The organism is Pseudomonas oryzihabitans (assembly GCF_006384975.1).
Classification (GTDB): domain Bacteria; phylum Pseudomonadota; class Gammaproteobacteria; order Pseudomonadales; family Pseudomonadaceae; genus Chryseomonas; species Chryseomonas psychrotolerans_B.
The window spans coordinates 5,007,098-5,028,233 of sequence record NZ_CP021645.1 but is presented as its reverse complement, the minus strand read 5'-3'; the positions used below and the strand labels follow the sequence as shown (position 1 = coordinate 5,028,233).

Annotated in this window: 19 protein-coding genes and 2 pseudogenes; 14 read left to right on the top strand and 7 right to left on the bottom strand. The window is 64.2% G+C overall.

The genetic code is table 11. From position 1 onward, the window contains the following. The first annotated feature begins 182 nt into the window (after nt 1–182). The 5 genes from CCZ28_RS22660 (at nt 183) to CCZ28_RS22640 (ending at nt 5,208) form a co-directional block, all read left to right on the top strand. Nucleotides 183–1,304 (top strand): branched-chain amino acid ABC transporter substrate-binding protein, encoded by a 1,122-nt coding sequence (locus CCZ28_RS22660; protein WP_140220985.1) that lies wholly within the window; start codon nt 183–185, stop codon nt 1,302–1,304. 250 nt (nt 1,305–1,554) lie between these two features. After that, nucleotides 1,555–2,478, top strand: a complete 924-nt coding sequence (gene livH / locus CCZ28_RS22655) for a high-affinity branched-chain amino acid ABC transporter permease LivH (RefSeq protein WP_058760087.1) — start codon at nt 1,555–1,557, stop codon at nt 2,476–2,478. After that, nucleotides 2,475–3,731, top strand: a complete 1,257-nt coding sequence (locus CCZ28_RS22650; protein WP_140220984.1) for a high-affinity branched-chain amino acid ABC transporter permease LivM — start codon at nt 2,475–2,477, stop codon at nt 3,729–3,731. The genes livH and CCZ28_RS22650 overlap by 4 nt, the downstream gene beginning before the upstream one ends. After that, nucleotides 3,728–4,495, top strand: coding sequence for a high-affinity branched-chain amino acid ABC transporter ATP-binding protein LivG (gene livG, locus CCZ28_RS22645; protein ID WP_058760085.1), 768 nt, complete (start codon nt 3,728–3,730; stop codon nt 4,493–4,495). Before CCZ28_RS22650 ends, livG begins: the two co-directional genes overlap by 4 nt. An 11-nt stretch (nt 4,496–4,506) precedes the next feature. Then, nucleotides 4,507–5,208, top strand: a complete 702-nt coding sequence (locus CCZ28_RS22640) for an ABC transporter ATP-binding protein (RefSeq protein WP_140220983.1) — start codon at nt 4,507–4,509, stop codon at nt 5,206–5,208. Between the two features lie 139 nt (nt 5,209–5,347). On the opposite strand, the gene CCZ28_RS22635 is transcribed toward CCZ28_RS22640, so the two are convergent. Beyond that, nucleotides 5,348–6,259, bottom strand: a complete 912-nt coding sequence (locus CCZ28_RS22635; RefSeq protein ID WP_140220982.1) for a LysR family transcriptional regulator — start codon at nt 6,257–6,259, stop codon at nt 5,348–5,350. A gap of 101 nt (nt 6,260–6,360) precedes the next feature. On the opposite strand from CCZ28_RS22635, the gene CCZ28_RS22630 reads away from it, so the two are divergent. The 3 genes from CCZ28_RS22630 (at nt 6,361) to CCZ28_RS22620 (ending at nt 10,450) form a co-directional block, all read left to right on the top strand. Then, nucleotides 6,361–6,960: a short chain dehydrogenase gene (locus CCZ28_RS22630; protein ID WP_140220981.1), complete on the top strand. Its 600-nt coding sequence runs from the start codon at nt 6,361–6,363 to the stop codon at nt 6,958–6,960. Between the two features lie 59 nt (nt 6,961–7,019). Next, the gene (locus CCZ28_RS22625) at nt 7,020–7,700 is read left to right on the top strand and encodes a hypothetical protein (protein WP_140220980.1); all 681 of its coding nucleotides are present in this window, start codon (nt 7,020–7,022) and stop codon (nt 7,698–7,700) included. 182 nt (nt 7,701–7,882) lie between these two features. Continuing rightward, the gene (locus CCZ28_RS22620; RefSeq protein WP_140220979.1) at nt 7,883–10,450 is read left to right on the top strand and encodes a bifunctional diguanylate cyclase/phosphodiesterase; all 2,568 of its coding nucleotides are present in this window, start codon (nt 7,883–7,885) and stop codon (nt 10,448–10,450) included. A gap of 13 nt (nt 10,451–10,463) precedes the next feature. Here CCZ28_RS22620 and CCZ28_RS22615 read toward each other — a convergent pair whose 3' ends face one another. Together CCZ28_RS22615 and acs are read right to left on the bottom strand one after the other, a co-directional pair. Further along, a complete protein-coding gene (locus tag CCZ28_RS22615) occupies nt 10,464–11,426 on the bottom strand; it encodes a GlxA family transcriptional regulator (RefSeq protein ID WP_140220978.1) in 963 nt (320 codons plus the stop codon). A 287-nt stretch (nt 11,427–11,713) separates the two neighbouring features. Continuing rightward, on the bottom strand, nt 11,714–13,672 hold the full coding sequence (gene acs, locus CCZ28_RS22610; RefSeq protein WP_140220977.1) for an acetate--CoA ligase: 1,959 nt from the start codon (nt 13,670–13,672) through the stop codon (nt 11,714–11,716). Nucleotides 13,673–13,829: 157 nt separating this feature from the next. Between acs and CCZ28_RS22605 the strand changes: the two genes are divergently transcribed. Then, complete coding sequence (locus CCZ28_RS22605; protein WP_140220976.1) at nt 13,830–14,180, top strand: 4a-hydroxytetrahydrobiopterin dehydratase; 351 nt, start codon at nt 13,830–13,832, stop codon at nt 14,178–14,180. A 13-nt stretch (nt 14,181–14,193) separates the two neighbouring features. Here CCZ28_RS22605 and CCZ28_RS22600 read toward each other — a convergent pair whose 3' ends face one another. The 3 genes and pseudogenes from CCZ28_RS22600 to CCZ28_RS25225 form a co-directional block, all read right to left on the bottom strand. Beyond that, nucleotides 14,194–14,607, bottom strand: coding sequence for a VOC family protein (locus CCZ28_RS22600; protein ID WP_140220975.1), 414 nt, complete (start codon nt 14,605–14,607; stop codon nt 14,194–14,196). Nucleotides 14,608–14,675: 68 nt separating this feature from the next. After that, nucleotides 14,676–15,476: a methyl-accepting chemotaxis protein gene (locus CCZ28_RS25230; RefSeq protein WP_437179242.1), complete on the bottom strand. Its 801-nt coding sequence runs from the start codon at nt 15,474–15,476 to the stop codon at nt 14,676–14,678. A 36-nt stretch (nt 15,477–15,512) separates the two neighbouring features. Continuing rightward, nucleotides 15,513–15,692, bottom strand: a pseudogene (locus CCZ28_RS25225) (HAMP domain-containing protein); the annotation flags it as partial. A gap of 1,386 nt (nt 15,693–17,078) precedes the next feature. On the opposite strand from CCZ28_RS25225, the gene CCZ28_RS22590 reads away from it, so the two are divergent. After that, nucleotides 17,079–17,303: a hypothetical protein gene (locus CCZ28_RS22590; protein WP_240795194.1), complete on the top strand. Its 225-nt coding sequence runs from the start codon at nt 17,079–17,081 to the stop codon at nt 17,301–17,303. 2 nt (nt 17,304–17,305) lie between these two features. Further along, nucleotides 17,306–17,758, top strand: a complete 453-nt coding sequence (locus CCZ28_RS22585; protein WP_140220973.1) for a GNAT family N-acetyltransferase — start codon at nt 17,306–17,308, stop codon at nt 17,756–17,758. On the opposite strand, the gene CCZ28_RS22580 is transcribed toward CCZ28_RS22585, so the two are convergent. Beyond that, nucleotides 17,755–17,967, bottom strand: a complete 213-nt coding sequence (locus CCZ28_RS22580) for a DUF3820 family protein (RefSeq protein ID WP_058760073.1) — start codon at nt 17,965–17,967, stop codon at nt 17,755–17,757. The two genes, CCZ28_RS22585 and CCZ28_RS22580, sit on opposite strands and share 4 nt — an antisense overlap. 122 nt (nt 17,968–18,089) lie before the next feature. On the opposite strand from CCZ28_RS22580, the gene CCZ28_RS22575 reads away from it, so the two are divergent. The 3 genes and pseudogenes from CCZ28_RS22575 (at nt 18,090) to CCZ28_RS25215 (ending at nt 21,103) form a co-directional block, all read left to right on the top strand. Continuing rightward, nucleotides 18,090–18,899 carry an SDR family NAD(P)-dependent oxidoreductase gene (locus CCZ28_RS22575; RefSeq protein WP_140220972.1) on the top strand — a complete coding sequence of 270 codons (810 nt, stop codon included), beginning with the start codon at nt 18,090–18,092 and terminating at the stop codon, nt 18,897–18,899. A 575-nt stretch (nt 18,900–19,474) separates the two neighbouring features. Further along, nucleotides 19,475–20,242, top strand: a pseudogene (locus CCZ28_RS25220) (MCP four helix bundle domain-containing protein); the annotation flags it as partial. Continuing rightward, on the top strand, nt 20,237–21,103 hold the full coding sequence (locus CCZ28_RS25215; protein WP_437179241.1) for a methyl-accepting chemotaxis protein: 867 nt from the start codon (nt 20,237–20,239) through the stop codon (nt 21,101–21,103). The pseudogene CCZ28_RS25220 and the gene CCZ28_RS25215, both read left to right, overlap by 6 nt. The last annotated feature ends 33 nt before the right edge of the window (nt 21,104–21,136 follow it).

Genomic DNA, 21,136 nt, shown 5'->3' with positions numbered 1-21,136 from the left:
ACCGGTGCCCTCCCCGCTTGCCGAGCATCCAGACGTGCGGCAGACAGAGCCGACAAGTTGTCGCCGCCAGCTTTCCAAGACGAACGGACGGTGATTAAACTGCGCAGCGCGTCATAACAACCAAATTGGCACGATCTCGCTTCCAACTGCCTCATTAATAAAGCATTCCGAGTGGAGCACTCATGAACAAGGCATCCCTGCGTTTCTCCCGTCTGTTCGCCGCCCTGGCGCTGGCCGGTCTGGCTAGCCACAGCTTCGCCGCCGACACCTTGAAGATCGCCCTGGCCGGTCCCAAGACCGGTCCGGTCGCGCAATACGGTGAGATGGAATTCATCGGTGCGCAGATGGCCATCGACCAGATCAACAAGGCCGGCGGCGTCGACGGCAAGCAACTGGAAGGCGTGGTCTTCGACGATGCCTGCGATCCCAAGCAGGCCGTCGCGGTGGCCAACAAGATCGTCAACGAAGGTATCCACTTCGTCGTCGGTCACCTGTGCTCCAGCTCCACTCAGCCCGCCTCGGACATCTACGAGGACGAAGGCATCCTGATGGTGACCCCGGCCTCCACCAGCCCGGACATCACCAACCGTGGCTACAAGCTGGTCTTCCGCACCATCGGCCTGGACAACATGCAGGGCCCGACCGCGGCCAAGTACATCATCGAGCATGCCAAGCCCAAGGTCGTCGCCATCATCCACGACAAGCAGCAGTACGGCGAAGGCATCGCCACCGCGGTCAAGCAGACCCTGGACAAGGCCGGCGTCAAGGTCGCCCTGTTCGAAGGCATCAATGCCGGCGACAAGGACTTCTCCTCGCTGATCGCCAAGCTCAAGCAGGATAACGTCGACTTCGTCTACTACGGCGGCTACCACCCCGAGCTGGGCCTGCTGATGCGCCAGGCAGCGGAAAAAGGCCTGAAGGCCAAGTTCATGGGGCCGGAAGGCGTCGGCAACAGCGCCATCTCCGCCATCGCCGGCCAGGCGTCCGAAGGCCTGCTGGTCACCCTGCCGCGCTCCTTCGACCAGGATCCGAAGAACCAGGCCCTGGTCCAGGCGTTCAAGGACAAGAAGCAGGACCCGAGCGGTCCCTTCGTGTTCCCCTCCTACGCCGCCGTCCAACTGATCGCCGATGGTGTCCAGAAAGCCCACAGCGAGAAGCCCGAAGACGTGGCCAAGGCCCTGCGCAGCAACACCTTCAGCACCCCCACCGGCGACCTCTCGTTCGACGCCAAGGGCGACCTGAAGAACTTCGAGTTCGTCGTCTACCAATGGCACGCCGACGGCACCAAGACCGAAGTCAAGTAAGACCCGCCCGTACCAGCCGAAGCCCACTGCCCCGGCAGTGGGCTTCGTTTATCCGCCTCGCCTAGAGGCACGGGATTTGCCTGGAAGACGCCCAACGGCGCGCCAGGGCCGTGCGCAGAGTTCGCCCGGCAACCTCCCCAGCCCGCGTGAACCACGCCAACGGGGCCGCCCAGGACGGGCTGGCGTTCTCCGCAACGCCGTGACTTGACGCCAGCGCCGCCGCGCATCCGGGAATCCCTTGGAGACAGCAATGCCCGATTTCTACCACTACCTGCAACAGCTGGTGAACGGCCTCACGGTCGGCAGCACCTATGCCCTGATCGCCATCGGCTACACCATGGTCTACGGCATCATCGGCATGATCAACTTCGCCCACGGCGAGGTGTACATGATCGGCTCCTATGTCGCCTTCATCGCCATCGCCGGCCTCGCCATGCTGGGCATCCACAGCCTGCCCATCGTCATGCTCGCCGCCTTCGCCGCCAGCATCGTGGTCACCAGTGCCTACGGCTACAGCATCGAACGCATCGCCTATCGCCCCCTGCGCGGCGGTAACCGGCTGATCCCGCTGATCTCGGCGATCGGCATGTCGATCTTCCTGCAGAACTGGGTGCTGCTGGCCCAGGACTCCAAGGACAAGGCCATCCCCAACCTCCTGCCGGGCAACTTCATCATCGGCACCGATGCCATGAATGGCGTGGTGATCTCCTATGTGCAGGTGCTGATCTTCATCGTCACCCTGCTCACCATGCTCGGCCTGACCTGGTTCATCTCTCGCTCCCGCCTGGGTCGCGCCTGCCGCGCCTGTGCCGAGGACATCAAGATGGCCAACCTGCTGGGTATCAACACCAACGGCATCATCGCTCTCACCTTCGTCATCGGTGCCGCCCTGGCGGCGGTGGCGGCGGTGCTGCTCGGCATCCAGTACGGCGTGATCAACCCGAGCCTGGGTTTCCTCGCCGGGATCAAGGCCTTCACCGCCGCGGTGCTCGGCGGCATCGGCAGCATCCCCGGCGCCATGCTCGGCGGCCTGGTGCTGGGCGTGGCCGAGGCCTTCGGCGCCGACGTCTTCGGTGACCAATACAAGGACGTGGTGGCCTTCAGCCTGCTGGTGCTGGTGTTGCTGTTCCGTCCCACCGGCATCCTCGGCCGTCCCGAGGTGGAAAAAGTATGAGTGCCCGTCTGCGAACCGCTTTCTTCAGCGCCCTGCTGGTGCTGGCCGTCGCCTATCCCGTCCTCGGCCTCAAGCTGGAGACGGTGGGCGTCAACCTGGAGGTGCATGGCGCCTCGCCCCGCATCCTCTGGACCATCGCGATCGCCGCGGTGCTGATGTTCGTCTGGCAACTGGTGCGTGACCCGGTCACCGCCGGCTGGCGCCGCAGCGGCGGTCTGCAGCTGCCGCAGACCGGCCTGGGCACCAAGCTCACCGAGCCCAAGACCCAGCGCTGGGTGATCCTCGGCCTGATCCTGCTCGCCCTGGCCTGGCCCTTCTACGGCTCGCGCGGCGCGGTGGACCTCGCCACCCTGGTACTGATCTACGTGATGCTCGGCCTTGGCCTGAACATCGTGGTCGGCCTGGCCGGCCTGCTGGACCTGGGCTACGTGGGCTTCTACGCGGTGGGCGCCTATACCTACGCCATGCTCTCGCACTACTACGGCCTGGGCTTCTGGACCTGCTTGCCCATCGCCGGCGCCATAGCCGCGCTGTTCGGCTTCCTGCTCGGTTTCCCGGTGCTGCGCCTGCGTGGAGACTACCTGGCCATCGTCACCCTGGGCTTCGGCGAGATCATCCGCATCCTCCTGCGCAACCTCACCGACTGGACCGGCGGACCCAACGGCATCAGCGGCATCGACAAGCCGACCCTGTTCGGCCTGACCTTCGAACGCCGCGCCCCCGAGGGCATGACGCCTTTCCACGAATACTTCAACATCCCCTACAACTCGGAATACAAGGTGATCTTCCTCTACCTGATCGCCCTGTTGCTGGTGCTGCTGACCCTGTTCGTGATCAACCGCCTGCTGCGCATGCCCATCGGCCGCGCCTGGGAAGCCCTGCGCGAAGATGAGATCGCCTGTCGCGCCCTGGGCCTGAACCCCACGTTGATCAAGCTCTCGGCCTTCACCCTGGGCGCCTGCTTCGCCGGTTTCGCCGGCAGCTTCTTCGCCGCCCGCCAGGGCCTGGTATCGCCGGAATCCTTCACCTTCATCGAGTCGGCCATCATCCTGGCCATCGTGGTGCTGGGCGGCATGGGCTCCCAGCTCGGCGTGATCCTCGCGGCCATCGTGATGATCCTGGTGCCGGAGCTGCTGCGCGAGTTCAGCGAATACCGCATGTTGATGTTCGGCCTGCTGATGGTCGTGATGATGATCTGGCGTCCGCAAGGCCTGCTCCCGATGCAACGCCCGCACCTGGAGTTGCGCAAATGAGCCAAGCCCTTCTCGATGTCACCGGCCTGTCCATGAGGTTCGGCGGCCTGCTGGCCGTCAACGGCGTCAACATCCGCGTGGAGCAAGGCCAGGTGGTCTCCCTGATCGGCCCCAACGGCGCCGGCAAGACCACGGTATTCAACTGCCTGACCGGCTTCTACCGCCCCACCGGTGGTGAGATCCTGCTGCGCGGCGAGGCCATCCAGGGCCTGCCCGGGCACAAGATCGCCCGCAAGGGGGTGGTGCGCACCTTCCAGAACGTCCGCCTGTTCAAGGAAATGACCGCGGTGGAGAACCTGCTGGTCGCCCAGCACCGCCATCTCAACACCGGCTTCCTGGCCGGCCTGTTCAAGACCCCGGCCTTCCGCAAGAGCGAAGCCGAGGCCATGGACTACGCCCGCTTCTGGCTGGAACAGGTCAACCTCACCGAGTTCGCCAACCGCAACGCCGGCAACCTCGCCTATGGCCAGCAGCGCCGCCTGGAAATCGCCCGCTGCATGATGACCCGGCCGCAGATCCTCATGCTCGACGAGCCGGCCGCCGGCCTCAACCCGCGCGAGACCGAGGACCTCAAGGCGCTCATCGCCCTGCTGCGTGCCGAGCACGGCGTGACCGTGCTCCTGATCGAGCACGATATGCATCTGGTGATGAGCATTTCCGACCACATCGTGGTGATCAACCAGGGCACCCCCCTGGCCGACGGGACGCCGGAGCAGATCCGCAACAATCCCGACGTGATCAAGGCCTACCTGGGCGAATCCTGATGGAGACCTCCATGCTGCAGTTCGACAACGTCTCCACCTTCTACGGCAAGATCCAGGCCCTGCACGGCGTCAGCGTTCAGGTGAACCGGGGCGAGATCGTCACCCTGATCGGCGCCAACGGTGCCGGCAAGTCCACCCTGCTGATGACCCTCTGCGGCACCCCGCGCGCCCACAGCGGCAGCATCCGCTACGAAGGCGAGGAGCTGGTCGGCCAGGACACCGCGCAGATCATGCGCAAGGGCATCGCCGTGGTGCCGGAAGGCCGCCGGGTGTTCGCCCGCCTGACGGTGGAAGAGAACCTGGCCATGGGCGGCTTCTTCACCGAGAAGGCCGCCTACGAGCGCCAGCTGGACAAGGTCCTCGGCCTCTTCCCGCGCCTCAAGGAACGCTATGCGCAACGCGCCGGCACCATGTCCGGCGGCGAGCAGCAGATGCTCGCCATCGGCCGGGCGATGATGAGCGAGCCGCGCCTGCTGCTGCTCGACGAGCCTTCGCTGGGCCTGGCGCCCATCATCATCCAGCAGATCTTCGAGATCATCGAACAGCTGCGCCGGGATGGGGTAACGGTGTTCCTCGTCGAGCAGAACGCCAACCAGGCGCTCAAGCTGGCCGACCGTGGCTACGTGCTGGAGAACGGCCGCATCGTCATGCAGGACAGCGGCGCCGAGCTGCTGGCCAACCCGGACGTGCGCAAGGCCTATCTGGGCGGTTGAGTCAGAAGATCCTAACACCGCGATGACCGTAGGTTGGGTTGAGACGGTTCCATCGTCGAAGCCCAACGGTGTAGGTCCAAACCACCGATCTGTTGGGCTTCGCTGCGCTCAACCCAACCTACAATGGCGACAGGTTGCCCTACCCCAAAGCCTCCAACCGCTGCCGACTGCGCTCGAACCAGTCGCTCAAGGCCTCGGCCACCACCCGCGTCCGCTTCGGTAAGCCACTCTGGTAGGGATGGACGAGGAACAGCGGCAGGCTGGGCGTGCGCCACTCCTTGAGCAGCCACACCAGCGTCCCCGCAGCCAATTCCTCGTGCACCATGAAGGACGGCAGGCGGGCGATGCCGTGTCCGGCCAGGGCCGCCTGCTTGAGCAGGCTGTAATGATTGCAGGACAGACTGGGCGCCACCTGTACGCGGCTGAGCTGGTGCTCGTGGTGGTACAGCCAGACATCCCCCTCGGCATAGTGATTGTTCACCACACAGCGCTGCGCGAGCAGGTCCTCGGGGCGGGTCGGTAATGGACGCTCCGCCAGATAGGCTGGTGCTGCGCAGGTCACCTCCTGCATGGCGAACAGCGGACGTGCCACCAGACGCTCGTCCGGCTCCACCCGAGCGCGGATGGCCAGGTCGAAGCCCTCGGCCACCAGGTCGCGATAGCCGTTGTCCAGCACCAGCTCCAGCTGGATGTCCGGATGGGCGACGCGACACGACAGCAGCACCTCGAAGAAGGTATAGCCGAGGGAAACCGGCACCGTTAGACGGACCTGGCCTGCCGCTTCCTCGCGCAGCCGCGCCACGCTTTGCAGCGCCCGCTCGCGTTGCTGCAACAACGCCTGGGCCTCGGGCAGCAAGGCGCGGCCAGCCGTCGTGGGGTCGAGACGCCGAGTGGTCCGATGCAAAAGCGTGGTTTGCAGTCTTAGCTCCAAGGCCCTGATGCGCTTCGATAGCTGCCCTTTGCTGCATCCCAAGCGCTCGGCCGCGCGGGTGAAACTGCCGCTTTCACAGAGGATGGCGAAGGCCGCGAGATCGGCGAAATCGTCTTGCATCGTTTCCCCTTGGAAACACTGGATTGCCGATTAGGCGATTTATCGCTGAAGTGTGCAAGCCTAGGCTGGAAGCTCTTCAGTAGTCATCACGGAGCCACGCCATGAAAGTCATCCTCGTCGGTGCCAGCGGTACCCTGGGCAGCGCCATTGCCGAACGCCTCGGTCGTCGTCACGACCTGATCCGGGTCGGGCGGCACTCCGGCGATCTCCAGGCGGACATCACCGAGCAAGCATCCATCCGCGCGATGTTCGCCAAGGTCGGTCGATTCGATGCCCTGGTCAGTGCCACCGGCTCCCTGGCCTTCGCGCCCGTGACCGAATTGACCCAGGCCGACTTCCAGGTCGGGCTGAGCAGCAAGCTCATGGGCCAGGTCAACCTGGTGCTGCTGGGCCAGGCCCAGGCGGCCGACGGTGCCTCCTTCACCCTCACCAGCGGCATCGTGAGCGAACATCCCATCCGCCAGGGCAGCGCGGCGGCCATGGTCAACGCGGGGCTGGAAGGTTTCGTCCGGGGTGCCGCCATCGAACTGCCACGCGGCCAGCGTCTGAACGTGGTCAGCCCCACCGTGGTGGAGGAATCCCTGGCGCACTACGGCGACTTCTTCCTGGGCTTCAAGGCCATTCCCGTCGCCGAAGCCGCCCGCGCCTACGAACGCAGTGTCGAAGGCGCGGAAACCGGCAAGACGTATCGCGTCTGGTAAGTCCTTGAGCTCGCGGCGCTGTCTGAGTAACGTGTGCCCACCTCAGTCGGAGTCCCGCGATGCCAGCGCCGCGTTCCATCTTTCCCTTTGCCCTGCTCGGCCTACTCGGCGGCTGCAGCCTGTTCCAGAGCGACGACACGCCCCAGGCGCCCGGTGGCGAGCGCCTGCAGGGCGATCTACGCTGGAGCGGCGAGCAGCTGCTGTTCCGTCCCTGCCAGGAGCAGCGTTTCTTCGACGTCACCGACGCCAACAACACCGCCATCCTGCGTGACGCCCACGAATTGGCCGCCGACAGCGGTGCCGCTTCGCTGTTCGCCGATCTGCGCGGCAAGGTGAAGTCCGGCGGCCACGACGGTGCCCAGGGCGTCTTCGCCGTCACCGAGGTCTATCGTGTGCAATACACCGGCCCCGGCTGCAGCGATCCGAACTTCAAGCGCACCGCGATGAGCGCTGGCGGCCACGGTCCGGACTGGAGCGTCCAGGTCAGCAACCAGGGCATGCTGATCAGTACCAGCGGCCAGCAACGCCGCGCCCTTCCCTATCTGCAGGAAGAACTTCCCGGCGGCATGCGCGCGCTGTCCACCGAGGCCAACGGCGAGAAGGTCGAATTGTGGATCAGTCCGCGGCGCTGCGTGGACGGTCGCACCGGCACCGTGCAATCGCTTCAGGCCGAATTGCGTATCAACGGCGAGGCCTGGCAGGGCTGCGCCTTCTACGGTGGCGCAGGGAACCCTACCTAGGTCGCCGCTTTCCAAGCGCCATTATCGCGATGCCCTTGGCATCTCTTTCTTTACGTTCAGCGGCGCGCACCAGCAGCGGCTAGTCTGGCAGCGCCAAGCTTTTATTCGCTTCGCTTGAGCATCCACCGGTCTCGGTGGTCGTAGCAAAGGCACAGGAACGCTCACTCAGCCAGGGTTCAGGCATGCAACCATCCTCAGTCGCCCAGGGCGCCGCACCGCGTCGCCGAGGCCACACCTTAATCCTGCGGCTGTTTCCAGCCCTGTGTGTTCTGCTCCTCGGTCTGATCGGCCTGGGTTGCTACCTGCTGGTGAACAACGCCATGCGGCAGGACGCAGCGGTCGCCCAGCGCACGGAGCAAACCGTGGGGCGGACCTTCACCCGCCTCGACGAAGAAGTCGCCCGTAACATCATCGACTACAGCAAGTGGGAGGAAGGCTATCGCCGCCTGCACCAGACCCTCGACCTGGACTGGGCCTTCGAGCAGGACAACCTCGGCACGGCGCTGTTCAAGGTCTATGGTTACGAAGGGGTCTTGGTGTTCGATGGCCAGGACCGGCCGCGTTACCGCTTGCTCAACGGCCAAATCGCCGACCCGGCGACCGCTAACTGGCTGGAAGGCAATGTCACCGGCCTGCTGAAGGCGGCACGCAGTCCCGATGCCCGCGACGGCAGCGTTTCCGGCGTGCTTTCCGTAGCCGGCATGCCCGCGCTGGTGGCGGCCGCCGCCATTACCCCCGGCGGCCATGCCGGGGCTCGCGAGAACGATCCGCCACTATCGGTGCTGGTCTTCGTCGATGTCCTGAGTCCGACCAAGCTGGCCGAACTCAGCGAGGCCAATGGCCTGCCGCCCCTTACTGCCACCACCGACCCGAACGCGGGTCGCGCCAGCTGGCAATTGCCGAACTCCCGCTACAGCCTGACCTGGCGACCGCCACGCCCGGGTCTGTGGCTGATGCAACAGACCCTGCCGCTGTTCGGTGGGGGGGTCTTGATCCTCATGCTGGGGCTGGTCTGGCTGCTGCGCCAAGCCCTGGTCTCGGCGCGGCAACTGGACGCCCAGTACGACGACCTGCTGGCCAGCCGCGCCGAACTGGCCAATGGCGAACGCCGTTTTCGCGACATCGCCGAGGCTACCTCGGACTGGCTCTGGGAAGTCGACGCCGACTTGCGGCTGGTCTACGTGTCGGAGCGCTTCGCCGAGGTCACCGGCGAATCCGCCGAGCGCTGGCTGGGACGCCCTCTCAACGAATTGTTGACCCCCCATGCCGATACCCTCGTCCATTGGCTCGCCGGTCACCATCACGAGCGCAAGCCGCGCCCGCCGCTGACCTGCCACTACCTGGACGGCACCGGGCGTGAGCGCACCTGCCGGGTAGCGGCCCGCGCCATTCCCGAAGGCGGCTACCGCGGTACCGTCACCGACCTGACCGACGAGATCGAAGCCCTGGCCCAGGTCCAGCACCTCTCCTGGCACGATCCCCTGACCGGCCTGCCCAACCGGCATCGCCTGCATCAGTTCCTGGCAACCCACCTGGAAGGACCGGAGCCCCAGCCGCTGGCCCTGCTCAGCCTGGACCTGGATCGCTTCAAGACGGTCAACGATGCCTTGGGCCATGCGGCGGGCGATCAGGTCCTGCAGGAGGCGGCGCAGCGGCTGCGGCAGAACGTGACCGCGACCGATCTGGTGGCGCGCCTGGGCGGCGACGAATTCTGCGTGGTGCTCAGTGGCGAGCGTGAGCCGGGCGCCATCGCCGATCTCTGTCGGCGGCTGGTGGAACAGTTGCGCCAGCCCTTCCGCCTCGGCGAGCAACGGGTATTCATCGGTAGCAGCATCGGCGTAGCCCTGGCGCCGCGCGATACCGGTATCCCTGCCGAACTGCTGCGCCTGGCCGATATCGCCCTCTACCAGGCCAAGGCCGCTGGACGCAGCACCTGGCGTTTCCACGAGCCCGCCATGAACGAACAGGTCCTGATGCGGCGCCAACTGGAGCAGGATCTGCGCCAGGCGCTACGCGATGACCAGCTCAGCCTCTACTACCAGCCCCGGCGGCGCCTGGACGACGGCAGCCTCAGTGGTTTCGAGGCCCTGGTACGCTGGGAACATCCCCGCCAAGGCCTGTTGGAGCCCTTGGACTTCCTCACCCTGGCCGAGGATGCGGGCCTGGCCCAGCGACTCGGTCGCTGGGTGCTGGAAACCGCCTGTCACGATGCCCAAGGCTGGCCGGAACACCTCTCGGTATCCGTGAACCTGTCGCCCCAGCAATTCCATGCCAACGAGGATCCGGTGCACAGCGTGGCCGAGGCCCTGTATCGCAGCGGCCTGGCCGCACAGCGCCTGGAACTGGAACTCACCGAGCGCACCCTGCTTGATCCGGCAGCGGACATCGCCAACACCCTGGCCGCGCTCAAAGGTCTGGGCGTGCGCCTGTGTCTGGATGACTTCGGCTCCGGAATCTGTTCACTGGCCCATCTGCGCAGCTATCCGCTGGACGGCATCCGCCTCGATCGCAGCCTCACCGCGAGGCGCGACCGTGGTCCCGCGGACTGCGCCGTGGTACGCGCCCTGATCGACCTCGGCCGCTCGCTGGGGCTGAAGGTCACCCTGAAAGGGGTGGAAGACGCCGAGCACCTGCGCCTGCTGCGGCAGTTGTCGGCGGACGAGATCCAGGGCTTCTATTGCGGCTCGCCCTTACCGGCCAACCGCCTGAGCGTCTGGCTGGATGAGGCGACGCCTGAAGCGCTGAGCTGAAGCGCGCAGCGGTCTAGCGCTCGGCTACCATGCTGCCCTCGCCTGCCGCCCCACGCCGCTGGTTGCGATCATCGCGCGGGGTGACGCCGAAGAAGTTGCGATAGGCGCTGGAGAAGTGCGGCCCCGAAGAGAAACCGCAGGACAGCCCGATCTGGATGATGGACTTGCTGGTCTGGGTCAGCATCTTGCGCGCCCGGTTCAGCCGCAGCTCCAGGTAGTACTGGCTGGGCACCCGGGCCAGGTATTGCTTGAAGATCCGCTCCAATTGCCGGCGCGAAACGCAGACGTGTTGGGCGATTTCGTCGGTGGTGAGGGGCTCCTCGATGTTGGCCTCCATCAGCATCACCGCCTGGGTCAGCTTGGGATGGCTCGAACCGAGGCGATTCTTCAGCGGAATCCGCTGCCGCTCGCTGCCTTCGCGCAGGCGCTCGACGATCAGCTCCTCGGCGATGGCGCCCGCCTGCTCCGCGTCCCGATCACGGCCGATCATGGCCAGCAGCAAATCGAGGATGGCCAGGCCACCACAGGCGGTCAGGCGATCGCGATCCCATTCGTAGAGATGATGGGTGGCGATGACCTTGGGATGCTGCTCGCTGAATTCCTCGAGCCAGCGCCAGTGCACCGCGGCGCGGTGACCATCGAGCAGGCCCAACTGGGCCAGCACCTGGACGCCGGCGGAGAAGCCGCCCAAGACCACGCCGGCGCGGGCGCTCTGGCGCAGGGCAGCGGCCAACGGCGGTGGCAGCGAGCGCGGCGGCTCGTCGGCCAGCACGAAGAGACGGTCCAGCCGCTCCAGTTGTCCTTCCCAGTGTCCGCCCGGCAGGCGTGGCTGCAAGTCGCTGGAGGCTTGCAGGAAGCGCACCTCGTAGGGCGAGTCGCTCGATTGCCGGGCGGCGAGTTCCAACGCTTCCTCGACCAGGCCCACGGTCAGCGGACGAACGTCGGGCCAAAGCAGAAAGGCGATGCGGGTGGTCATCTAACGTCTGGCTTCCTGTCGAGAACGGGGTGCGGACCGATCCGGGACCGCGCGCCATGAAACCCTTGTGGGGTGGCACGCATGGTACGCCGCAGCGGCGACGCTGTCCCGGCCTTTGGGCCAGAGGCAGACCAGAGCGCCGTCCAACCCGCCGGCTGGCGCGATTCTAGCGCCAGCGAGAGGCCACGGCTTTTACCCTGGCGACAACTCCTTACATGAGGCTCACGACCCCCAAAAGAAACCGCCCGCTACCGGATCGATAGCGGGCGGTTGGGGACGCAGGGGAATCAGGCGACGGCCTGGCTCATCTGCTGGTGGGTACCGACCAGGTGCTGGACTACCCCCGGATCGGCCAGGGTGGAGATGTCACCCAGGGCATCGTATTCACCGACGGCGATCTTGCGCAGGATGCGTCTCATGATCTTGCCGGAGCGGGTCTTGGGTAGGCCCGGCGCCCATTGGATGACATCCGGGGTCGCGATGGGGCCGATTTCCTTGCGCACCCACTGCTTGAGTTCCTGGCGCAAGGCTTCGCTGCCCTCCTCGCCCTGGTTGAGGGTGACGTAGACATAGATACCTTGGCCCTTGAGGTCATGGGGCATGCCCACCACCGCGGCCTCGGCGACCTTGGGATGGGCCACCAAAGCACTCTCGATCTCGGCGGTGCCCATGCGGTGGCCGGAAACGTTCAGCACGTCGTCGACCCGACCGGTGATCCAGTAGTAGCCATCCTCGTCGCGTCGAGCGCCGTCACCGGTGAAGTACATGCCTTTGAAGGTCTTGAAGTAGGTATCGACGAAGCGGTCGTGGTCGCCATAGATGGAGCGCGACTGGCCCGGCCAGGAGTCGAGGATCACCAGGTTGCCTTCCACGGCGCCGTCGAGCAGGTTGCCCTCGTTATCCACCAACGCCGGCTGGACGCCGAAGAACGGCCGGGTGGCCGAGCCGGGCTTCTGGCCGATGGCGCCGGGCAACGGGCTGATGAGGATGCCGCCGGTCTCGGTCTGCCACCAGGTATCGACGATGGGGCAGCGCTCCTGACCCACGGTCTTGTAGTACCAGTGCCAGGCCTCGGGGTTGATGGGTTCGCCCACCGAACCGAGCAGGCGCAGGCTGCTGCCGTCGATGCCGCGCATGGCGGCGTCACCCTGGGCCATCATGGCGCGGATGGCGGTGGGCGCGGTGTAGAGGATGTTGACCTGGTGCTTGTCGATCACCTGGCCCATGCGAGTCACGTCCGGGTAATTGGGCACGCCTTCGAACAGCAGGGTGGTGGCGCCATTGGCCAGCGGGCCGTAGACGATATAGCTGTGACCAGTGATCCAGCCGACGTCGGCGGTGCACCAGTAGACCTCGCCGGGACGATAGTCGAAGACTCGCTCGTGGGTCAGGGCGGCATAGGTCAGGTAGCCACCGGTGGTGTGCAGGATGCCCTTGGGCTTGCCGGTGGAACCGGAGGTATAGAGGATGAACAGCGGCGCCTCGGCCGACATCTCCTTGGGCTCGCAATGCTCCGGGGCCACCGAGGTGATGTCCTCGTACCAGACATCGCGATGGCGATGCCAAGCGATGTCGGCGCCGGTGCGCTTGCAGACGATGACCTTGTGCACCGAATGGGTGGCCGGATTGGTCAGGGCCTCGTCGACGTTGGCCTTGAGCGGGATCTTGCGGCCACCGCGTACGCCTTCGTCGGCGGTGATCACCAGCTTGGACTGGCAGTCGCTGATCCGGCCGGCCAGGGATTCGGGGGAGAAGCCGCCGAATACCACCGAATGCACCGCGCCGATGCGGGCACAGGCCAGCATGGCCACCACGGCCTCGGGGATCATCGGCATGTAGATGGTCACCACGTCGCCGCGGTGGATGTCCTGGCCGCGCAGGGCGTTGGCCAACTGGCAGACTTCGCGATGCAGTTCGCGATAGGTGATGTGGCGGCTGTCGGCCGGATTGTCGCCTTCCCAGATGATGGCGGTCTGGTCGCCGCGGGTTTCCAGGTGACGGTCCAGGCAGTTATAGGAGGCATTCAGAGTGCCGTCGGCGAACCACTGGATATCGACGCGATGGTCGTCGAAGGAGGTCTGCTTGACGCGGGTGAAGGGCTTGATCCAGTCCAGGCGCTGGGCCTGCTCGCGCCAGAAGCCATCGGGGTTGAGGATGGACTGCTGGTACAGGCGACGATAGGCGACCTCGTCGGTCAAGGTCCGGGAAGCGGCTTCCGCGCGGACCGGGTAAAAGGCGGCACTCATGGGATGATCTCCTCGGCGGGAAACTGTTGTTCTTGTTGTTGTCCGTTGTACGGCGCGCACCTGCTTTGAGCCATTCGACCATGGTCGGACGGGATGACTGGACCGCCAAGGCTGTCAGGCTGCACCCTGCGCCCTTCCCCACCTTTCTGGAGTGACCATGGTCGATCTCGCCCAATCCCATTGCGTTCCCTGCCGCTCCAACGAACCGCCCCTGAGCGATCAGGCCAGCGCCGAACTGCTCAAGGCGGTGCCCGGCTGGACCCTGGTCAGCCGCGACGGCATCGCCCGCCTGGAGCGTCGCTACCCTTTCAACAACTTCCTGGAGGCGCTGGACTTCACCAACCGAGTCGGTCGCGAAGCCCAGGACGAAGACCATCACCCGGCCCTGCTCACCGAGTGGGGCGGCGTGACGGTGAGCTGGTGGACCCACAACATCGGCGGCCTGCACCGCAATGACTTCATCATGGCGGCGCGTACCGATGCCGTCGCCCTGGCCGTCCAAGGCTAGACCGGCCAGCGCCTCAGGCGCTGGCCTCGACCAGTCCTTCGGCGTGCACGAAGCACAGCTTGTTGCCTTCCGGATCGCGGCAATAGGCGGCGTAGAAGTCCGCACCATAGCCAGGGCGCACCCCGGGTGCGCCTTCGTCGGTACCGCCCAATTGCAATGCCCGGTGCCAGGCGGCCTCCACGGCCTGGCGCGACGGCGCGGCGAAGCTCACCTGCACGCCATTGCCCCAGGACGCGGGCAGGCCGTTGAAGGGAATCTGCACATAGAATTGCGGCCAGGGGCGATCCTGCCGCTGCCAGCCGCAGCCAGGAGGACCGCCGTCGTCCTCGACGGGCATCCGCACGAAACCGAATTCACGCAGAACGGCATCGTAAAAATCGACCAAGCGTTCCAGGTCGCGTGCACCCAGCTGGATGTGACTGAACATGAGCGGTATCCGTTGACTTCCCATCCGCCAACACCATACCGCTCTGCAAGTCCGTCAAGCTACGGCGATCAAGCGCTCACCTTGAACCTGTTGGCGAGTCGCTCCAGTGTGCACACTGCCCCACCGGTCAACTGCGCACTCTGATGCGCCGCGGTACTGGACTGATGAACACTGGCCGCCAGGCTGCCCATGACCTTGAATCGCTGCCCGTTCTCCAGAGTTCCAGCGGTGAGCTTGTCGATGGTGATGAACAGTTGTTGCAACACCTGTTGTACCTCCTGCCTGTCTTCTGCAGCGGCCAAGGCCAATTGCAGGCCCGATTTCAGCTGTTCAATGCTACTGTCCATGATGGCCACGGCGTCCTCGGTTCGACGCTGCATGTTGCTGATCATGTCGGCGATCTCTCCCGTGGAACGTGAGGTGCGATCGGCCAACTGCCGGACTTCATCGGCAACCACGGCGAAGCCCCGGCCACTTTCACCCGCGCGCGCCGCCTCGATGGCGGCGTTGAGGGCAAGCAGGTTGGTCTGATTGGCAATGGCGTTGATTACCGTCACGACCCGGCCGACTTCACTGGCGCTGTCTTTCACCTGCTTGATGGTGACGGTGGCCTCCTGTACCGAACGCTGGATATCGCTGCTGCTGCTCTGGACCTCCTGAAACTGCTTACGCGCCTCCTGTGCAGCGGTTCGTACCTGGGCGCGCATGACCTCCACCTCCGTCCCCGCCTCTTCCAATTCCTTCACCTGACTGCCGAGCGTCTGCATGCCCAACTCGAGTGACGAGCGCAGCCGCTGAGACTCATTCAATGAACGCTGGCTGGTTCCCTGCAGCTGGCTGTTGGCCTGTTCGATGTCACTACTGGTCATGACCACCTGCCCCACCATTTGGCCAAGGCTGTCGATCAGGCTGTTGATCCACTGGGCCACCAACGAGATTTCGTCGGGCCGCTCGTTTTGGGCGGGCAACCGCTCGGTGAGATCGCCGCCGCCTTCGGCGATGGTTCGCAGCATTTGACTGGTCTTCCTGAGTCTGTTTATCAGCGGTCTGCTGACACGCGCACTGAACAGGACCGTACCCGTCATCGCGCTCGTGACTACGGCTGCACACTGCGCGACCAGCCCCAAGTTCAGTTTGGAACAAGCCAGCAGCGGTAGCAGACTGCAGCAGAGCGACGTCACCAAGAAGTGCAGGTTGAGGCGGTATCTCAGGCTGCGATAGCGAAAGACCTCCTCCAGATCCGCTTCGCACATCATGCCCCAACGATCAGGCGATCCTGGCAGTGAAAAGGTGATGCCTCGTCCGACCACGGGCACATGACGGTAATCGGCATACCCCGGATAGTCGACGAAGAGGTTTTCACCGTGGCGGATGGTCTCGCGAATGCCGGGATGGAGCTGACCCGTGGCGGGATCGTTGAAGACGATCTCGAATTCGGTATGGTTGCGGATCCTGACGTCACCGAAGGCAGTATGGACCCCACTCTTCAGATTTTCCCCCTTGGAAAAGGTCGAATCCTCGAACCGCGAACGCGACAAGGCGATACCCGGCTTCAGGTTAGGATCGAACCGCGATTCGACCATGAAGAGATAGTTGTCGCCTGAATCCTGATAGATATGCCCCGCTTCGCGCTGGATCAGGTCACCGAGCACATCATTGGGAATACGCACGATCAATGCACCCTGCTGATCTCCACAGCGGGCCGGCTCGTAGAACATTAGGGTGACCGCATCGTGAAACTTCGAGGACGTCCGCCCCAACGCCTCCGTCACCGGATCCACATAAGGGCCATGGAGGAACCGCTGGGTCAGTCCGTTGCGCACCGCATCCTTGTGCAGATCGCAACTACCGATGCGGCTGGTCTTGGTGGAAATTATCACCTTGCCTTGGGCATCGATGAACGCTATCTCGCTCGCGTCCCGGATAACCTGTTGCTTGGCCGCCAGCAGGGCGGGTACCTCTTCCACAGACAGGTCTGTAATGGCCGCCTTCAAGGTCCGTAAATGTTCCCAGATGCTTTCCGCCCAGGTCTGCAGTAGATCGCGACGAGTGTTGGCGAAGCTGACGAATGTGGCCTCCAATTCAGATTGGCGATCCCGGTTCAAGCAAGCGGCCCACCTGCGCACAAGCTTGCTATTGGTACCCAGCCAGGGCAACCAGGCGCGCTCCTCGGATGTCAGCGCCATGGGTTTGGAATATTGCGTGGAGCTATGCATACAGACACCTCCTCGAGTGGGACATCATCGCGAGATGCAGTGCAATCAAAAGGCCATCAATCGAAACCGCCTGTCTCCTGTTTGAATCCGCTCAGCCTGAATGTGTAGGATCCGCAAGGCGTCTTGGGTGCCAAAGTGGTGCGAATCGAGATTTCACGGTGAAATGAGACCTACATCGATGCACAAAAAACATCTTAAACCTTTGATATAGAGCCTTTCTAAGCCTGAACGGCCACTACTGGAGTCTTCCTCTCCGTGTTGGATAAAAAGCTAAGTCGCCTGACCAAGATAGGTCTGGTCTTCTTCATCCTCGGCCTGCTGGGCGTGGCCTTCGCCCTTTACGGCCTCTACCAGGGGCCGCGTCCCGCCGAGCCCGGCATGATGCGCAGCCTGTTCTTCGCCGTGGGCTTGCAACTGACCGGCTACGTATTGCTCAACCGCAATCGCTTCCGCTTCATGTTCGGCCGGCGCAAGGACTGAGCATGGCCATCGACTGGTCGTGCCGCGCCGCCCAAACCCTGACCCCCGCCGAACTCTACGCGGCGCTGGTACTGCGCGCGCGGGTCTTCGTGGTGGAGCAGCACTGCGTCTATCCCGATCCCGACGGCCTGGACCTGGCGGCAGACGTCTGGCACCTGTTCGGCTGGCGGGCCGGCGAGCTGCACGCCTATCTGCGACTGCTAGGCGCCGTACGAGATGAGGTGGTGATCGGCCGGGTGATCGTGGCACCGGAAGGCCGTGGCAGCGGCCTCGGCCACCAACTGATGGACGAAGCCCTGCGCGCCAGCGCCGAGCGCTGGCCAGGACGACCGCTATTCCTCTCCGCCCAGGCCCATCTGCAGGCCTACTATGGGCGCTATGGCTTCACGCCCTGTTCAGAGGTGTACGACGAGGACGGGATTCCCCATATCGATATGCGCCGCTCACTCGCCTAACGCCGCCGCAAGGGGTCGAGCAGCGGCTTGAGGCCGTTGTGGTCGATCTCCTGCATCAGCGCCAGCAGCCGCCCCAGCTCGCCCTTCGGAAAGCCGCTGCGGGCGAACCAGTTGAGGTAGTGACCTGGCAGGTCGGCCAGCAGGCGGCCGGCGTACTTGCCGTAGGGCATGGTCCAGGTCACCAGGGCTTCCAGATCCGCAGGTTGCATCGCTTGTCTCCTTGGTACAGCGTGGCGATTATGCCATGCCGCAGCGGGTTACCCGTCGGCCGGAGGGAGCGCACGGCAACCGGGGTGATCCCAACCATCACAGGTCTGCAGAGGATTTCGGTATGAATAACCCTACCCGGCCGCTAGCCGCCGTCACCGGCGCCTCCAGCGGCATCGGCTTTGAATTGGCCAAGCAGTTGGCTCGCCATGGCCACGATCTGCTGCTGGTATCGCGCGGCGATGGTCTCGACGCCGCCGAACGCGAACTACGCGCCCTGGGGGTCAAGGTCTGGAGCCAGGCGGCGGACCTGCGCACCGCCGTAGGTGTGGAAGAAACCTATCGGTTCCTGCGCCGCCAGGGACGCCCGCTGGACGTGCTGGTGCTCAACGCCGGGGTCGGCCTGGGCGGCGCCTTCGTCGGCCAGACGCGCCTGGAAGACGAGCTGGCGCTGATTCAGCTCAACGTGATGTCGACCGTCCACCTGGCCAAGCTGGTGCTGCCGGAAATGGTAGCCGCCGGTCGCGGGCGGGTGCTCTTCACCTCTTCCATCTCGGCGACGGCGCCCATTCCCTTCGAGGCCGTCTACGGCGCCTCCAAGGCCTTCATCAACTCCTTCGCCTTTGCCGTGCGCAACGAACTCAAGGACAGTGGCGTCACCCTGACGGTGCTGATGCCCGGCCAAACCGACACCAATTTCTTCCATCGTGCCGGTGAAGACGACACCAACGTCGGCGCCGGACCGAAGAACGATCCGGCACAGGTAGCGGCCCAGGGGTACGCGGCCCTGATGCAGGGACTCGACCACGTCTACGGCGGCGGGCCCGAAGTACAGCACGAAGGCGAGGTGCTCAATCGTGTGGAGAGCGAAGCGGAAAAGGCCGAGCGACATCGCCAATGGTCGGAGCCGGGCTCGGCACAACGCGACACCTGAAACAGCCTCATCCATAGCCAGGGCGTGAGGCTTACTTAGTTTACGCCCTGGCCCGAGAACGCTCTCGCCGCTCTCCCAGAAATAGCCGAGCCGTAAATAACATGACGAAATAGAGAAAAATCTGCCAAAGCCTGCCGTACATAACAATTTTAGGCATAGGAAAATTTGGAACCCAAAAGACAGCCTAATTTTCTTTTATAAACTGCCCATAAATTCTTCAACGCTGTCGAGCCTGTCATTGCGCCCGCAGTGAAATATCACCCACTTTCCTTGGCCGCGCCACTGCGCCAGGAAGTTCGACTCACCGCGCTACCAGACCCGGCCGCCCCCTACCAAAGGGTGGACCAGCGGCGATCCTTCGCTAGGCGATCAAGGCTTCACTAGCTCCTCCCGCCCCGATTCGACAAAAAAACAACGCCACTTAAATGCCAGTCCGAAACCAGGCCATACCCGTTGATTGATAACTTTACCGGCTGGCGACTTATTTATGCGCTCTCATCGGAACAGGCGTTTCAGACTACGTCTTTTTTGAAACATTGTTTTTCAGCACTGCTGTCTTTATCAAGGAGCGAAAGATGTTGCTACGCAGTCTAAAAATCGGGACACGGGCATTACTTTGTTTTACCTGCTTCGCCATGCTACTGGTCGTTCTCGGAGGTTTCAGCCTGTGGCAAATAGGCAAGCTGCGCGACAGTGAGCAGGTGCTCGAGAAAGACGTCCTCCCCAGCGTAGTGCAAGCCGCTTACCTGGACTCCACCATCTTGCGCGTCCGCCTCGATCTCACGAAATTCCTCAAAGCAAGCGACGCCGAGCAGACTAGCACCCAGATGGCGCTGCTCAAGCAGGATCGCCTTGCCTTTTCCAAGGGCATAGAGGATTACCAGTCGCTGGTCAGTGGTGAACAAGAACGCCAGACCTATCAGGAACTGCACCAACTCATCGGCCCCTGGAGCGCCGCTTTGGATGAAGTCCTGCGCCAGGCCGAGAGCGAGGGTATGAAGACTGCACAGACCACGGGTAACGAGCGCTTCCGGCCGCTCAACGAGCCGATGCTGGCCAAGGTACAGGAGCTGATCAAGGCCAACCGCGGTCAAGCCATCCAGGTCGGTCAGGAGGCCACCAGAATCTACGAACAAAGCCTCACCTATGTCATCACCAGCATAGCTCTGGCCCTGGCGATGACCCTGCTGATCGCCTGGCGCTTCACCCAGAGTCTGGTCGTGCCGGTCCGCCGCAGCATGGCGATGGCCGAAAGCATCGCCAATGGCGACCTGACACAGGTATGGCAGGACCAGGGCCGCGACGAGATCCATCAGCTCAGTCTGAGTTTCGAGCGGATGCGCAGCAATCTCGGGCAGACGCTGCAACAGATCAGCGATTCGGCCATCCAACTGGCGTCGGCCGCCAACGAGATGCACGCCGTGACGGAAGATGCCAATCGTGGCCTGAACCAGCAGAACCAGGAAATCGAGCAGGCTGCTACCGCCGTCAACCAGATGACCGCCGCAGTGGAAGAGGTCGCCCGCAATGCGGAGAGCACCTCGAGCGAAGCACGCAATTCCGATACCGCCTCGCGCCAGGGTCGGGCCAGCGTCGAACAGACCGTCCAGGCCATCGCAGCGCTCAATGGCAACGTCAACGACAGTAGTAACCGCATCCAGCAACTAGCCCATGACGTCGGCAACATCACCACGGTGCTGGAGGTGATCCGCGGGGTGGCCGAGCAAACCAACCTGCTGGCCCTCAACGCCGCCATCGAGGCCGCTCGAGCGGGCGATGCGGGCCGTGGTTTCGCCGTAGTCGCCGATGAGGTGCGCGCCCTCGCCCAACGGACCCAGCAGTCGACGCAGGAGATCGAGTCCGTCATCAGCCAGGTCCAGCGTGGGAGCAGCGAGGCAGTCAATACCATGAACGCCACCGCTGGCCTCGCTCAGCGCACCCTGACCCTGGCGCGGGATTCGGAGCAGTCATTGACCATCATCACCACTGCGGTGACCGGCATCTCCGAGCGCACTACCCTGATCGCCACCGCGGCCGAAGAACAGGCGCACGTCGCCCGGGAAGTCGACCGAGCGCTGGTGACCATCCGCGATCTGTCGGTGCAGAGCGCCGCAGGTGCCAGCCAGACCGCCACGGCCAGTAGTGAGCTGTCGCAGCTGGCCGTGCGGATGAATCAGATGGTCAGCCGCTTCAAGGTGGCCTGAGACACGCCCCGGAACGCCCGAAGGTCACGCCCT

Excerpts from the sequence above, each read along its gene's own strand:
- CCZ28_RS22660 (WP_140220985.1), top strand. The coding sequence starts at position 183 with ATGAACAAGGCATCCCTGCGTTTCTCCCGTCTGTTCGCCGCCCTGGCG.
- livH (WP_058760087.1), top strand. The coding sequence starts at position 1,555 with ATGCCCGATTTCTACCACTACCTGCAACAGCTGGTGAACGGCCTCACG.
- CCZ28_RS22650 (WP_140220984.1), top strand. The coding sequence starts at position 2,475 with ATGAGTGCCCGTCTGCGAACCGCTTTCTTCAGCGCCCTGCTGGTGCTG.
- livG (WP_058760085.1), top strand. The coding sequence starts at position 3,728 with ATGAGCCAAGCCCTTCTCGATGTCACCGGCCTGTCCATGAGGTTCGGC.
- CCZ28_RS22640 (WP_140220983.1), top strand. The coding sequence starts at position 4,507 with ATGCTGCAGTTCGACAACGTCTCCACCTTCTACGGCAAGATCCAGGCC.
- CCZ28_RS22635 (WP_140220982.1), bottom strand. The coding sequence starts at position 6,259 with ATGCAAGACGATTTCGCCGATCTCGCGGCCTTCGCCATCCTCTGTGAA.
- CCZ28_RS22630 (WP_140220981.1), top strand. The coding sequence starts at position 6,361 with ATGAAAGTCATCCTCGTCGGTGCCAGCGGTACCCTGGGCAGCGCCATT.
- CCZ28_RS22625 (WP_140220980.1), top strand. The coding sequence starts at position 7,020 with ATGCCAGCGCCGCGTTCCATCTTTCCCTTTGCCCTGCTCGGCCTACTC.
- CCZ28_RS22620 (WP_140220979.1), top strand. The coding sequence starts at position 7,883 with ATGCAACCATCCTCAGTCGCCCAGGGCGCCGCACCGCGTCGCCGAGGC.
- CCZ28_RS22615 (WP_140220978.1), bottom strand. The coding sequence starts at position 11,426 with ATGACCACCCGCATCGCCTTTCTGCTTTGGCCCGACGTTCGTCCGCTG.
- acs (WP_140220977.1), bottom strand. The coding sequence starts at position 13,672 with ATGAGTGCCGCCTTTTACCCGGTCCGCGCGGAAGCCGCTTCCCGGACC.
- CCZ28_RS22605 (WP_140220976.1), top strand. The coding sequence starts at position 13,830 with ATGGTCGATCTCGCCCAATCCCATTGCGTTCCCTGCCGCTCCAACGAA.
- CCZ28_RS22600 (WP_140220975.1), bottom strand. The coding sequence starts at position 14,607 with ATGTTCAGTCACATCCAGCTGGGTGCACGCGACCTGGAACGCTTGGTC.
- CCZ28_RS25230 (WP_437179242.1), bottom strand. The coding sequence starts at position 15,476 with ATGACCAGTAGTGACATCGAACAGGCCAACAGCCAGCTGCAGGGAACC.
- CCZ28_RS22585 (WP_140220973.1), top strand. The coding sequence starts at position 17,306 with ATGGCCATCGACTGGTCGTGCCGCGCCGCCCAAACCCTGACCCCCGCC.
- CCZ28_RS22580 (WP_058760073.1), bottom strand. The coding sequence starts at position 17,967 with ATGCAACCTGCGGATCTGGAAGCCCTGGTGACCTGGACCATGCCCTAC.
- CCZ28_RS22575 (WP_140220972.1), top strand. The coding sequence starts at position 18,090 with ATGAATAACCCTACCCGGCCGCTAGCCGCCGTCACCGGCGCCTCCAGC.
- CCZ28_RS25215 (WP_437179241.1), top strand. The coding sequence starts at position 20,237 with ATGCGCAGCAATCTCGGGCAGACGCTGCAACAGATCAGCGATTCGGCC.